The organism is Methylobacter marinus A45 (genome assembly GCF_000383855.1).
Classification (GTDB): Bacteria; Pseudomonadota; Gammaproteobacteria; order Methylococcales; family Methylomonadaceae; genus Methylobacter; species Methylobacter marinus.
On record NZ_KB912877.1, the window covers coordinates 2,692,750 to 2,705,466 of the forward strand.

Here is a 12,717-nt window from a genome sequence, read left to right on the forward strand (position 1 = left end):
GGTCACAGGCCTATCTGGTGCGCCCGTGCGCTGAAGAATATGCCGCTGGGCGTTTTTGCCGGCAGGCGCGTGATTTCCGCCAGGGTTTCGGTATCGTAAACAACGATCTGGTTGTCGTCCCGAACGGCAAGCCAGACCTGCTCGCCGCGCGGTGTGAATTCCATGTGCAGAACGGCTTTGCCCGGCGCCAGGGTCTTGCTGACGCTCAGGTCCTTGGCGTCAATGACCTGCACCTGGCCGTTATCGGGGAAAGCGAAATTAACCCAGATTTGCCGCGCATCGGGCCGGGCCATGACAAAAACCGGTTGTCCGGCCGTCGGGATAGCTTTCACTAATTGCCATTGGCGTTTGTCGATCACCAGTACTTCGTGCTTGCCGACGGCCGGCACGAACAGGTAATCGCCGGCTATGGCCCAGCCTTCAAGATGCGGCATTTTATAGACCGGCAGTTTTTCATCGGTTTTGCCGTATTCCGGCAGCACGCGCTTGACGCCGTCTTGCCTGTTCCATAAATCCAGCAAGGCCAGGCCGGGCTCGCCGAACAGGCCGGCAATATAATAACGGCCATCGGGCGATATCAAGGCGTCATAAGGCTGCTTGCCGATATTCCTGAACTTTTCAATGGCGGGCTGTTGCGGATTGTTAAGATCCAGCACCCAGATTTCACCTGCATCGAACAGGCTGAAGACAAAGCGTTGTCCGGGCGCATCGGCCAAACCTACGACCTTGGACAGTTTGCCGTTGTCATATTCGGCCGGGATATCGGCGACCAGTTCCAGCGTGTCGGAAGAAAACACCTTGACGCCGCCGGGCGTGTAATTGGATACGGCAATGAAACGGCCATCCTGGGAAATGGCGCCGCCGATGCTGTTGCCGGCCTGAACGATGCGCCGGGCTATGGCGTCACCAAGCAAATCGACTTTGGTCAGACCGCCGTCGCGGCCGAAAACATAGGCATAGCGCTGATCGCGCGAGAACACGACCGAAGCATGCGACAGATCCCCGAGGCCTTCGATTTCAGCCAGTTGCTTGCGCTCGGTGGTATTGATGATCATCGCTTTGCCGTCTTCGCGTTCAATGACGACGCCTAAATCACCGGTCGCGCGCGGTTCCGCTGCGGCATTGAGGGATAAGACGAAGCCTAGAATGGGGATTAGCTTTTTCATAATGGATAAGTCGTGCGCTCGGCACTTAAAATTTGGAACAGGATAGGATGCGCGGGTGCATCGCGCCTTGGCATGAATTAATGCTCGGGGTTGCGTAAAATGTTAACCAGCCAGAGCGCTTCATCGCGATTGATAAATTGTTGCCAGGGAGGCATGGCGGTTCCTGTGCGGCCATTAAGGATAGTATCGGCCAGAAAATCATCCGATTTTCCGGCCAATGCTTCAGGCAGCAGGGCAGGGCCCAGGCCGCCTTTTAACGTTAGCCCATGACACGCTCCGCAATCATGCTTGAGCATGTTGCGCAGCACGGCCTGCCTGTCTGCCGAAGGTTCACCGGCAAGGGCGGTACTGGAAACCAGGATTAACAGCAGCAGTTTTTTCATGGGTTTTAAGGTTTTAATCGCGAATAGTAGGCGATGACATTGTTGATGTCTTTATCGCTTAAAGAACCGGCAATATTATTCATGATGTCCGATTCGCGTGTTTTATCGCGGTATTGCTTTAGCGCCGATTTCAGGTACTCGGCGTCGCGCCCGGCCAGCGGCGGAAAAGGCGCGCCGGCGGACGGGTTGACGATGCCGTGGCACTGCGCGCAGACCGCGGCCGCAATCGCGTGGCCGGCGTAAATGCTTGCGGCATTAGCGCTTTGGATGCCGCACAGGCCTGCGATCAAGATGCTGGAAAGAGCAAATAGTCTCATTATTTTGCTCCTTCCATCTCGTCCGGTGAAAGGCCGCGGGTCATGTATTTAACACGGCCGTGCGAGAAAATACCGGCCGGGCTTTCCATCGAGATGGAAGCGACTTTCTTCAGCGAGTTGGAATCATATACGACGACTTCGTCGCCGCTGTAACCGGCGCTGACATACAGGAATTTGCCGTCCGCGCTGTATTCAGGGAAGTAGGCATGGCCGCCGACATCCAGCGTTTTCGCGACTTCCAGCGTTTTCTTGTCGATCAGCTGAATGGTGCGCGCGCGCCGGTCCTTGCTGATAATGTCCACAGCCACATAAGGCGCGTTGGCATGGGCGGCCGGTGATTCGGTGCCGCCGGAAACGGGGACTTGCTTAACCACTTCCATGGTATCGAGGTCCCAGACGCTGACGACTGTTTTTTCGCAGTCGCCGAAGTTGGTGCCGAAGCCCAGGGTACGGCCATCAACCTTGACCGCGGAGCCGCCGCCTACGTGCGGTACGCAGCCCGCTTCCAGTTTTTTGATGATCTTGCGGTCTTTCAAGTCGATCGCGGCGACGATGCTGTCATCGTATGATGCGATCATCAGCTTGCGGCCGTTATGCGTCAGGAACGCGTCATGCAGATGGCGGCCGACATCGGTGATTTTGGTGACAGGGAAGTCCTGGTCTTTTTTCAGATCGACCACCCAGACCTGGCCGGCGTTTTCCAGGGCAATGGCGAAAATATCGTCATAGGGCGTGCCGATGACCATGCCGGAATCGGAGGTGACCATGTTGCCGTCCGGATCAATGCCTTCCAGTTCAAAGGTTTTCAACGGCTCCAGCGTGTCGGCGTCCAGAATGACGGCATTGTGCGGGACGAACGAGCCGGCCATGATGTATTTGCCGTCGCGCGATACGCCCATGCCCGGACCATTGTAGCCGGTCTTGATGCTGCGCACGGCTTTCATGGAATACAGGTCGACTTTGTAAATTTCCGCCGTGTCGGTTTTTACATAAGCCCAGCGCGGGTTGGCCGGGTTATAGTCGATGATATGCGCCGCCGTGCCGGTTGGAACTTCGCCGATTTGTTTATGGGTCGTGCTATCGATGAAAACCGCTTTGGAACCATCGCCGCGGCCGTATTTGCCGCGAGCCGCGACACCGATCACGTCATCCATGCTGCCGATCTGGTAGGTTGGTTTATCGGGTAATGTGCTTTCATCTTTGACGTAGACTTTTAATGACGCTTTCATGTCGTCAATGGTCCAGGCGGGGTTATCCTGTTTGGGAGTTTTTTGCAGGTGACTGACCAGGCCGCGAATCTGGTCGTCCGTTAAACGGCCGTAAAACGGAGGCATTAGGGTGTCGAAGCTTCCGGTCATGATCAGACTGCGCAAAGCCGTGGGGCTGCGGCCTTTCAAGGTATCCGCGTTCAATGCCGGAGCCAGATAGCCGCCATGATCGGAACCGTGACAACTGGCACAATTGTTTTCATACAATTGATGCATATTCTGGGCGTTATCGGATTTCGCCTGTGCGGCTAAAGGTAAAACGAGGGCGGTTAAGCCGGCAATGACTGATTGAGACAGAAGCTTTTTTGTATTTTTCATTCTCTATGAACTCCAGGTAGTATTGAATCAATATTATCCAATTAACACCGAAAGCTCAAGTTTGATTACGATCATTGTTATTTTTGGCAGTATGTGCCCAAAGCCATAACCGATAAAACAGCAGGATGGCCAGAATGGTCGAAGCGCCGAGAATGAAGTCCTGATAACGGACAGCAAGGTCTTTTATTTGCGCTATCATCGGCTGGTTTATCTCGCGGTAGAGCAAGAAACAGCCCAAGCCGAAAACGAACAGGCCGAAACCGCGTTTTAAATGGCGGCCGGGAATCTTGCCGGACAGGCTGCTGCCGATAAAACTGCCGGTAATGGCAAAAGCCGCTACCAGGCTCGTTAAAAACAAGTCGACCGTCATATGGCTGGCGTGTCCCGCCAAGGCCGCAGCGGATTGAATCACCATGATAAACAGCGATGTACCTATGGCGGCATGTATGGGAAGGCCGGCCAGGTTGTTCAGTGCCGGAACCATCAGGAAACCGCCGCCGACGCCGAGCAGTCCGGTCATCAAACCGACCAGAAAGCCGTCGAAGGCTAGCGCTATCAGTGGTAGATGCCGGGGGCAGGGCTTTGTAGAGGCTGGGACCGGGGGCAGTTTTCGGATGTTGTCGGCGCGCAGCATCGATATCGAGGCTGCCAGCATGATCACGGCAAATAGCACCAGCAGCAGCGAGTCAGGGACATAGGTGGTCAGTCGGCCTCCCAGAAAGGCGCCGATCATGCCGCTCAGGCCGAAAGCCAGGCCCGTGGTCCAGCAAACCCGGCCATTGCGCGCATGATTGATGACGGCGATAAAGCTGGTCAGACAGACGACAATTAACGAAGTGACAATTGCGTTTTTGGCCGATAAATCAGCCAGGTAAACCAGAACCGGCACGGTCAGGATTGAGCCTCCCCCTCCTAAAAGGCCCAGTAAAACGCCGATCAGCAGGGAGAGCGCGATTAATAGCAGCATGATTAACCTTGTCTGACGGACTCTTGTTTATCCGGTTGACCGCAGGCCTGGTTGGCAGGCAAGGCCTCGTCAATGTATCGAGGATAAGGCAGGCTCAGGTTCGTCATGATTTCAATAAATTCCTCCCGCGTTTTACCGCCGCCCAGACGGGCGTTGGTCGCTATTTCCTGTTTGATCGTGGATACGGTCTTGCCGTTGTAATCATGTCCAGGGTAAACCAGTGTGTCAGGCGGCAGCGTGAACAGCTTTTGCGTGATGCTGTCATAGAGCATGCCGGCATCGCCCTGCTGGAAGTCCGTGCGTCCGCAGCCATCGATAAACAGGGAATCGCCGGTAAAAACACGGTCTCCGGCGACATAACTGACACAACCCGAGGTATGGCCGGGGGTGTGGCGGACGAGTATTTCAATTTCGCCAAGCTGAAGCTGCACGCCGTCGGTGACCAGCAGATCGGCGCACATGGCGCCGGCATCGCGGTGAACGACGCCTTTACTGCCCAGTTTGTCCCTCAATAAGCCGGCGCCGGTGATATGGTCGGCGTGGACATGGGTTTCCATAGTGTAGATCAATGTTAATTCAAGTTCGTTTAGAAGCGCTATATAGTGCTCCACGTCGCCGGCGACCGGATCGATCAGGACGGCTTTTTGACTGAATTCGCAGCCGAGCAGGTAACTGTAGGTAGCGGTGTCGGGTTCGAAAAGTTGTCTGAAGATCATGGAGTTAACCTCTTCAATTAAGTAAATAATAAAAATCTAATATTAATTATAAGACAGTCCAGGGGATGATCAATAGCTTTATCAATCATTTGGCCCGATAGGCTGGCCGTTATTTCCAATTGACGGGATCTGAAAACCGGTTCCTATCGGTGTGAACCATATTATTGCAATGAATCGTTGCCGGATGGTTTAGAAACTGACTCCAGCTTGCAGCCAGAAATTATGCGTATCGGTTAAGCCGGGCAGCGCGCCGTTGTCATCGTAATAGGCGTATTTGGCCAGCAGGCTGTAGTGCTTGCCAAAGGTTTTGGCGGCGATGAAATCCCATTCCTCACCATAATCGATGTTGCCGGTATCGTCGGCGAAATCATGATAAATGCCTTCGATATTGATGCCCATGACCGTAGCGCCGATTGAGCCGTTGATATCGCGCAGGCCGTGAACCGGTATAACCGTAAATTGATCCGACCAGCCGTTAAACAGGTGATCCGATGACAAAGGTGTTTGAAACGCGGGGCCTGAGCCTTTGCCGTCCAGTTGCTCTATGGTGCCTTTGATCGTGAAGCCGTAAGCCTGAAGGCCCGCGACTAACAGGTAATAATCGGCTTCGTAGTCGTCGGGATTATTCGCATAATCCTGTTGATAGGCATACTCACTGGTAAAAATGGTGGCGACATCGTCATTGATTGTGGCCCCCCCGTTAAAACGAACGCCATAAGTCTGACTGGATTTTATGTTGTCGGCCGGCAGGTCATTGTAGCCCAGCAGATAGGTGTAGGCCGATAACAGGCCGATGCGTTCGATATCGTAGCCGATATTGACGAACTGGCTGTCCATCGAGATTTTTTCCGCAGTCACTTCCCTGACACTGGTTATATAGCCGGCCTGTATTGTCGTGTTGGGCAACGAATTATTGCTAACCGTAAGCGCGTCAAACGTTCGCTGCATTTGCCGCCAGTCCAGGTCGCCGATAAAACGCTGATTATCCAACGCGATAAGTTGGCGCCCCAGCGTGATTTCGGTACCGGGCAGGCCGGTATAGCTGATCCAGAATTGATTCAGTTCATGCTGTTGCGGATCGGCGATCGTCTCATACGTATCGTGGCCGTTTCTGAGGCTGTTGTAGGTGTTGGCACCGACATCCTGGTTGCCCTCGTATTCGGCGTAAATTTGCAGACTGTGGAATTCGGGCGTCAAATACCCCAGGCGCAGACGAACAGTAGAGGCATTGCCGACGGCTTTGTCAGGGTTTTTGCTGTCATCGTTTTCGTAACGATAACGCAGGTTGAATTTTACCTGTCCATACCTTGCATCGGCCTGGCCGAATTTCAATGCGTTTTCGATGGCATCGTCCACTGCGGCAAAGGCCGCCGTGTGAGCTATTGGAAAGAATAAAACAGCCGCCGATACAAACGTGATTTTTATGCTGGTATCGGCTAATGTTTTACGTAAAGACATTGTTACTCCCCACGATATGATAGCGAATGGTACAAGTTTAACGAGCCCGCCCCGCAGATGGCATCAAGAACCGATGCCTGACCATTCAGCGTGCGGCCATGGGCACCACATCGCGCCTCGTTGATCCGGTATAGAGTTGTCTGGGGCGGCCTATTTTCTGTTCCGGATCCGATATCATTTCATCCCAGTGAGCAATCCAGCCTACGCTGCGGCCCATGGCGAACATGGCCGTAAACATGTTGCTGGGGATCCCCAAGGCGCGCAGCACGATACCCGAATAAAAATCGACGTTCGGATACAGTTTTTTCTCGATGAAGTATTCGTCTTCCAGGGCAATGCGCTCCAATTCCAGCGCCAGCTTGAACAACCTGTCGTCATGCAGGCCCAGTTCATTAAGCACTTCATGACATGTCGCGCGCATGAGCTTGGCTCGCGGGTCATAGTTCTTGTAAACGCGATGGCCGAACCCCATCAGTCTGAATGGATCGTTTTTATCCTTGGCTTTTTTGATATAAGGGTCGATATGCGAAATATCGCCGATTTCTTCCAGCATGTTCAGCACCGCCTCATTGGCGCCGCCATGCGCCGCGCCCCATAAGCAGGCGATTCCCGCCGTAATACAGGCATAGGGATTGGCGCCGCTGGAACCGGCAAGGCGAACCGTCGATGTGGAGGCATTCTGTTCGTGATCGGCATGCAGAATCAGGATTCTATCCAGCGCTTTTACCAGAATCGGGTTGGGGTGAAAGTCATCGCAAGGCGTGGCCAGCATCATGCGCATGAAATTTTCCACGTAACTCAGTTTATTTTGCGGGTGCATAAACGGCAGGCCGATGCTGTATTTATGACTCATGGCCACGATGGTCGGTATTTTTGCGATCAGGCGAATGGCGCACAGGTCGCGGTCCTTTTTATTGGTAATATCCAGGGCGTCATGATAGAAAGCGGATAGAGCGCCGACTACGCCGACTATGATGGCCATTGGATGGGCATCCCGGCGAAAGCCTTTAAAGAAGTTGGTCAACTGATCGTGCACCATCGTATGCATGGTTACGGAATGTTCAAACTGATCCATCTGGCTGCTGGTCGGCAGCTCGCCGTTCAGCAGCAAATAGCAGACTTCCAGAAAAGTGCATTGTTCAGCCAGTTGCTCGATGGGGTAACCGCGGTACAGCAATATGCCGGCTTCACCATCAATAAACGTTATTTTCGAGGAACAGCTGGCAGTGGAGGTATAACCCGGATCATAGGTAAACATGCCGGTCTTTTTATACAGATCCTGGACATCGACTACATCAGGGCCAGTAGTTCCTGATAAAACAGGCAACTCACATACGGACTGATTCTCCTCATTAACTAGGGTAACACGGCGTTGGTTAGTCATGGTACTGATCTCCGTTCTAATAATTTATTTTAACGACAGTATCACAAAGCTAAATGATATTTAAACAGAAAATACATGCTCAACTGTTTGTTCGGCTTGACCCTGGGAATCATAATGCGGATTTGTGAACGGGTGGCATCTCGAATGCGATGTCGTTTGCCGGCGAGAACCTGAAATAATTAGAAAGACGGCTTCTTAAATATGGTGCCATTAAATTTTAATAGAGGCGAAATTTCTCCCTCCCAGTTCAATGCTGGAACATGGAAAGCGCTTTTATGGGGCTTTTCAATGCAGCGCTAAATTTCAAATATGTAGTTGAGCTTTCTTTGTATGGCGAGATTGCTGTAATTCCAGACAAACCATAGCGTAAAACTGATAACTAAAATGCTTGAGACGATAAATGCGCTCACGATAAAACTGATAAGCACGATAACAGTCAGTAAGCCATACAAAGCGTTTTTACAAAAGTCATGCATTGGAAAGCCCTCTGAATCCAGTCAATGGCAATTAATAGGTAAGGCATATTACTAAAGAAACATCGAGGTAATTCTCTGTGTTCGATAAAGATGCCAAGACATCTAAAGACAATCTGGTGCTTTATATTTAAAGAGTAATTAACTGTGGCTTTAGTTTCATGCTCTTCAAATAAATATCTGATGTTACGCGGTTGCTGGTTTGAATGTACTCGTGCCCTATGGGGATTCGACCCGATACGCCAGCCGAGGGTTATGACGTCCGCATATTACTGTGTAGTGTGAAGGGCTTAAGAACCGCAATAATCGCGGCAGACGGGATTAAAAGGTTCGTGCGCAACATCAGTAAATATGAAACGGCGTGGAATACCTGTGCATTAGGAAAATTACGCTTAAGGCAAGCTGTAGCTGAGAAAGGTTAAAAAAGTACCGAGACTGATTTACGACTGGGTTATTAGCGGCGGCGATTGTAACAGTTGAAGATTAGCCGGAGTAAATGATTGCGTTGAGCGCTCGACGGGCGTAATATCGAAAACATGTAGTATTGATTCGATATTTATTGACAGTGAGCTCTGGCTTTCCTATAGTATCGATTCACTACTAAATTGAAAAGGAAATTTGTAAGCACGGCAATTTTTATCATGCCCTATCCGTTTTTTTAGGGTAGGGCTGAAGGTGATTGATGTCAGTGATCGTGCCAATATCAGGTTGAAATTATCCACCTTGGGAAATTGCTGAATACATGAACGAAGCAGGTGCTTCAGTAGTGAAATGAGGTACAGCGCCGGTTTTAAATGGTCGGGCTTTTTTAACAACTTTGGCATGTCCATAGATGACTTAAAAATACAGAGGTACAGAAAAATGAATGATGAAACACAAGCACAAACAAAAGATAGATTCTGGTTGTATGTCGGCTGCATAACGTTTGCTTTAGTGACGACCTTGGTGTTGGTCAAGAAGAGCGAGGACGAAAAATTCGCTCCGATCAAACAGCAGCTGCAAGATGAAGCCGCGCTTATGAATATTCGTGTTTTAAATTAAATCCTGAGCATACAGGATACTTCGTGGGATCTTGGCTGCCGATTTTTGCAGGCGCCGGTTGTAATCATGGTCCAGGGCGACACTATTATATAGAAGATATAGCGCATCAATGATCGCTAAATAATGAGGAGAGAATTATGAAACTTAATTTGGTAGGCCTGTTGGCGGCGTTATCGCTTTTTTCAGGTGGCGCGACGGCAACAGAATATATTTATCGGGATATCATGGCCAATACGTTGCCTTCAGCGAAGTGCGAAGCCAAATCCGCGGCAATCGAAACGGCTTCAAAGCAATATAATCTGAACAGATACAGTAAGAAGTTTTGTCAGACACAAGGTTACGGCTGGCATGTGTCAGAAGTGAAAAGCACCGGCACGCCCGTTTGTGAAGAATGCTCGGATGCCGATAATAAAGGCAAGGCTCAATGTCATCTGGAAGATATGGTCGTTACCTGCAAACGCATTAAGCCCGGTTCAGTAGGCATGCTGCCCGGCAAAGGTTAGCAGGAAATTTGAGCAGCAAGAGATCCGTATGGGTCTCTTGCTCATTCGGTGCTGTCAGCCGGTTAATGGCGCAAATTTGGTCTTCAACCACCCGGCAAACAATCTCCCCGCTATTAGAAACGAAAGTCTGGAAATAAATGTCGCGGGGCTGTCCTTAGTGAAACGCAATTAGAAACGCACGCGAATACTCACAATCCTCTCCCTCTGCGTCATCCTTTTGTTTATATTCCGTATCCACTCCGTAGCAAACGTTTCAGAATGCTATTGCTCTTTCGGCGCCGTTTTCCCCAAACGGCGGAATCGCGCAAATTCGCTGTTAATGACAGCCGGCAAAATCGGAAATAGCACGGCGAGCGTTAACGAACCATACCCGGTCAAAATTTTCCCCAGATCCCTGCCGGTAAATAAAAAGAAATAAGAAACGGCTAATTGCAGGCCTATGCAAACAAACAGTCCCACCCGGATGCGAATGCTTTTTGCGAGTACTTCCGTAGGGGTAGGGCCTACCCGTGCCATATAAAGAATGGTGCTCCAGTTCGCCATCAGGTAAATAATGACCGGCAAGAAAGCGCCGCGTGCGACGACAGGGTTATCTTGAAACAACCACACGACAAAGAAAAGCATCAAAACCACTATCCATCCCTCTAGTTGTTTCCGTTGCAGTCGTGTCATTTCGTTTGTTAAATTCCGCAATTGATTATTCATTGAGTATTATTTCAGTAACTATAAGCATTAGGTTAACGATGTCAAGGGCTGATATTCCCGACTTGCCTGGCAAATTAGAGGCAGGAACTGATGGTGTTGCGGGCATGGCGCTGTCAGGAAAACCTTCAACGATTGCCGTGCTGTTTTTATATATTAGAGAATGAAGGCGTTGAATAGCGCTTCGGACTGTTGCCGATAAATTATGCGAAAACTTAGAAAACATCGCCGACATTTATGCGATAATTCCGCGCTTAACTATTATTTGGACCTGTTGTGTCCGGATTATTCTGATACTGATAGGAGTAACACATGACAGCACTGGTTGGCATCATTATGGGCTCGACCTCTGACTGGGAAACCATGCGCTTTGCTGCGGAAACGCTTGATCGACTTGGGGTGCCGTATGAAGTTGACGTCGTTTCGGCACACCGGACACCGGATAAACTGTTCCATTATGCCGAAACGGCGGAAGCCAGGGGACTGGAAGCGATCATCGCGGGCGCCGGTGGCGCCGCTCATCTGCCCGGTATGACGGCGGCGAAAACCATCGTGCCTGTTTTGGGTGTGCCGGTACAGTCCAAAGCCTTAAACGGCATGGACTCCTTATTATCGATTGTGCAAATGCCTGCCGGTATTCCGGTCGGCACTTTGGCAATCGGCAAAGCGGGAGCCACAAATGCCGCTTTGCTGGCGGCAGCCATTATCAGCAATAAACACAGCCAATACCGTGCGACCTTGAACGATTTTCGGCATGAACAGACTGAAATGGTGCTGGAACATTCAGATCCGCGGGAGAACATGGCATGAAAGTCGGCATTCTCGGAGCTGGACAGCTTGCGCGCATGATTGCGTTGGCAGGTTATCCTTTGGGGCTCGATTTTATATTTCTGGATCCGTCGGCCGATGCCTGTGCCAACAAATTGGGCGAGCATCTGCATGGGGATTATAGCGACCCGGCCTTGCTCGCGCAGCTGGCGGAACGTGCCGATGTGGTCACTTATGAATTTGAGAATGTGCCGGCGCATGTTGCTGAGTTTCTGGCCGCGCGGACACAAGTGCATCCGGCGCCCAGGGCGCTGGCTGTTGCTCAGGACCGGCTCAGCGAGAAAAACTTTTTCCGTGAAATCGGAATTCCGACGCCGGCTTTCGCGGCGCTCGACAGCCTTGAGGATTTGAAACAGGCCATGCCGAGCATCGGATGGCCGGCTATCTTGAAAAGTCGTACCCAGGGATACGACGGCAAAGGCCAGTCAGTGCTCAAATCCGTAGACGATCTGGAGCCTGCCTGGGAACTGTTGCAAGGCGTGCCGGCCATCGTCGAGGCTTTCGTGCCGTTCAAACGTGAAGTGTCAATTATTGCGGCACGCAGTGTTTCAGGCGCCATTGCTTTCTATCCTTTATCGGAGAACCTGCATCGCGGCGGTATTTTGCGTGTTTCTGAATGCCGGGACGGCGATGAGCTGCAAAAACAGGCTGAATCCCACGTTACAACGCTACTGGAAGCACTGGATTATGTCGGTGTGCTGGCCCTGGAGCTGTTCGATGTGGACGGTACGCTGATTGCCAATGAATTCGCGCCACGTGTGCATAACTCCGGCCATTGGACGATTGAAGGCGCGGAAACCAGCCAGTTTGAAAATCATCTGCGCGCGATTCTGGACCAGCCTTTAGGCGCGACCACGCCGGTCGGCAACGCTGCCATGGTGAATTTTATCGGCGGCCTGCCGGCTAATGAGGACGTGTTGAAGATTGCGAATGCGCATCTGCATCTCTATGACAAAGCGCCCCGGAAAGGCCGCAAAGTCGCGCACGCGACGGCGCGGGCGGAAAATCCGGAAAGGCTGTCGGATTTGGTTAAGGCCTTAACCGCGCTTGCCGACCAGGTGGACGACTCATAACGTTCGATCCTCCTGCGGGCCGCGGCAGAAATCGTGGCCCGACGGCATTGCGATGCGGTTCAGTCGCTAGGCGCTCAAAACGCGCTATGTTTTGGGCGCACAAGTTGAAAAGGGCGCAGG

At 51.5% G+C, this 12,717-nt stretch carries 14 protein-coding genes; 5 read left to right on the forward strand and 9 right to left on the reverse strand.

Translation table 11 applies throughout. The annotated features are described in order from the left end of the window. Positions 1-2 precede the first annotated feature (2 nt). The 8 genes from METMA_RS0112665 to gltA all read right to left on the reverse strand — a co-directional run bounded on the left by METMA_RS0112665 (position 3) and on the right by gltA (position 7,977). Positions 3-1,166 carry a cytochrome D1 domain-containing protein gene (locus tag METMA_RS0112665; RefSeq protein ID WP_020159466.1) on the reverse strand — a complete coding sequence of 388 codons (1,164 nt, stop codon included), beginning with the start codon at positions 1,164-1,166 and terminating at the stop codon, positions 3-5. Between the two features lie 77 nt (positions 1,167-1,243). Next, complete coding sequence (locus METMA_RS0112670) at positions 1,244-1,549, reverse strand: c-type cytochrome (RefSeq protein WP_020159467.1); 306 nt, start codon at positions 1,547-1,549, stop codon at positions 1,244-1,246. A gap of 5 nt (positions 1,550-1,554) precedes the next feature. Beyond that, on the reverse strand, positions 1,555-1,866 hold the full coding sequence (locus METMA_RS0112675) for a c-type cytochrome (RefSeq protein WP_020159468.1): 312 nt from the start codon (positions 1,864-1,866) through the stop codon (positions 1,555-1,557). After that, positions 1,866-3,452, reverse strand: coding sequence for a nitrite reductase (locus METMA_RS0112680; protein WP_020159469.1), 1,587 nt, complete (start codon positions 3,450-3,452; stop codon positions 1,866-1,868). Before METMA_RS0112680 ends, METMA_RS0112675 begins: the two co-directional genes overlap by 1 nt. Before the next feature lie 55 nt (positions 3,453-3,507). Beyond that, entirely contained in the window at positions 3,508-4,419 is a 912-nt protein-coding gene (locus METMA_RS0112685) for a sulfite exporter TauE/SafE family protein (protein ID WP_020159470.1), read from the reverse strand. 2 nt (positions 4,420-4,421) lie between these two features. Next, entirely contained in the window at positions 4,422-5,135 is a 714-nt protein-coding gene (locus METMA_RS0112690) for an MBL fold metallo-hydrolase (protein ID WP_020159471.1), read from the reverse strand. Between the two features lie 189 nt (positions 5,136-5,324). Continuing rightward, the gene (locus METMA_RS0112695) at positions 5,325-6,593 is read right to left on the reverse strand and encodes an alginate export family protein (RefSeq protein WP_020159472.1); all 1,269 of its coding nucleotides are present in this window, start codon (positions 6,591-6,593) and stop codon (positions 5,325-5,327) included. An 85-nt stretch (positions 6,594-6,678) separates the two neighbouring features. Continuing rightward, on the reverse strand, positions 6,679-7,977 hold the full coding sequence (gene gltA, locus METMA_RS0112700; protein WP_027147290.1) for a citrate synthase: 1,299 nt from the start codon (positions 7,975-7,977) through the stop codon (positions 6,679-6,681). Positions 7,978-9,311: 1,334 nt separating this feature from the next. Here gltA and METMA_RS0112710 point away from each other — a divergent pair. Further along, on the forward strand, positions 9,312-9,491 hold the full coding sequence (locus tag METMA_RS0112710; protein ID WP_027147291.1) for a hypothetical protein: 180 nt from the start codon (positions 9,312-9,314) through the stop codon (positions 9,489-9,491). 137 nt (positions 9,492-9,628) lie between these two features. Next, complete coding sequence (locus METMA_RS0112715) at positions 9,629-9,994, forward strand: hypothetical protein (RefSeq protein ID WP_020159476.1); 366 nt, start codon at positions 9,629-9,631, stop codon at positions 9,992-9,994. Positions 9,995-10,255: 261 nt separating this feature from the next. Here the strand turns inward: METMA_RS0112715 and METMA_RS0112720 are convergent, their stop codons facing one another. Beyond that, positions 10,256-10,699: a hypothetical protein gene (locus METMA_RS0112720; protein ID WP_156830495.1), complete on the reverse strand. Its 444-nt coding sequence runs from the start codon at positions 10,697-10,699 to the stop codon at positions 10,256-10,258. Between METMA_RS0112720 and METMA_RS26990 the strand changes: the two genes are divergently transcribed. The 3 genes from METMA_RS26990 (at position 10,699) to METMA_RS0112730 (ending at position 12,597) form a co-directional block, all read left to right on the forward strand. Continuing rightward, positions 10,699-10,863, forward strand: coding sequence for a hypothetical protein (locus tag METMA_RS26990; RefSeq protein WP_156830496.1), 165 nt, complete (start codon positions 10,699-10,701; stop codon positions 10,861-10,863). The two genes, METMA_RS0112720 and METMA_RS26990, sit on opposite strands and share 1 nt — an antisense overlap. 145 nt (positions 10,864-11,008) lie before the next feature. Continuing rightward, positions 11,009-11,506 carry a 5-(carboxyamino)imidazole ribonucleotide mutase gene (purE, locus tag METMA_RS0112725; RefSeq protein WP_020159478.1) on the forward strand — a complete coding sequence of 166 codons (498 nt, stop codon included), beginning with the start codon at positions 11,009-11,011 and terminating at the stop codon, positions 11,504-11,506. Next, positions 11,503-12,597, forward strand: coding sequence for a 5-(carboxyamino)imidazole ribonucleotide synthase (locus METMA_RS0112730; RefSeq protein ID WP_020159479.1), 1,095 nt, complete (start codon positions 11,503-11,505; stop codon positions 12,595-12,597). Before purE ends, METMA_RS0112730 begins: the two co-directional genes overlap by 4 nt. The last annotated feature ends 120 nt before the right edge of the window (positions 12,598-12,717 follow it).

Bases quoted from the DNA above. Each gene is read 5' to 3' on its own strand.
- METMA_RS0112680 (WP_020159469.1), bottom strand. From the start codon at position 3,452: ATGAAAAATACAAAAAAGCTTCTGTCTCAATCAGTCATTGCCGGCTTA.
- purE (WP_020159478.1), top strand. From the start codon at position 11,009: ATGACAGCACTGGTTGGCATCATTATGGGCTCGACCTCTGACTGGGAA.
- METMA_RS0112670 (WP_020159467.1), bottom strand. From the start codon at position 1,549: ATGAAAAAACTGCTGCTGTTAATCCTGGTTTCCAGTACCGCCCTTGCC.
- METMA_RS0112730 (WP_020159479.1), top strand. From the start codon at position 11,503: ATGAAAGTCGGCATTCTCGGAGCTGGACAGCTTGCGCGCATGATTGCG.
- METMA_RS0112665 (WP_020159466.1), bottom strand. From the start codon at position 1,166: ATGAAAAAGCTAATCCCCATTCTAGGCTTCGTCTTATCCCTCAATGCC.
- METMA_RS0112685 (WP_020159470.1), bottom strand. From the start codon at position 4,419: ATGCTGCTATTAATCGCGCTCTCCCTGCTGATCGGCGTTTTACTGGGC.
- METMA_RS0112720 (WP_156830495.1), bottom strand. From the start codon at position 10,699: ATGAATAATCAATTGCGGAATTTAACAAACGAAATGACACGACTGCAA.
- METMA_RS0112715 (WP_020159476.1), top strand. From the start codon at position 9,629: ATGAAACTTAATTTGGTAGGCCTGTTGGCGGCGTTATCGCTTTTTTCA.
- METMA_RS0112695 (WP_020159472.1), bottom strand. From the start codon at position 6,593: ATGTCTTTACGTAAAACATTAGCCGATACCAGCATAAAAATCACGTTT.
- METMA_RS0112710 (WP_027147291.1), top strand. From the start codon at position 9,312: ATGAATGATGAAACACAAGCACAAACAAAAGATAGATTCTGGTTGTAT.
- gltA (WP_027147290.1), bottom strand. From the start codon at position 7,977: ATGACTAACCAACGCCGTGTTACCCTAGTTAATGAGGAGAATCAGTCC.
- METMA_RS0112675 (WP_020159468.1), bottom strand. From the start codon at position 1,866: ATGAGACTATTTGCTCTTTCCAGCATCTTGATCGCAGGCCTGTGCGGC.
- METMA_RS0112690 (WP_020159471.1), bottom strand. From the start codon at position 5,135: ATGATCTTCAGACAACTTTTCGAACCCGACACCGCTACCTACAGTTAC.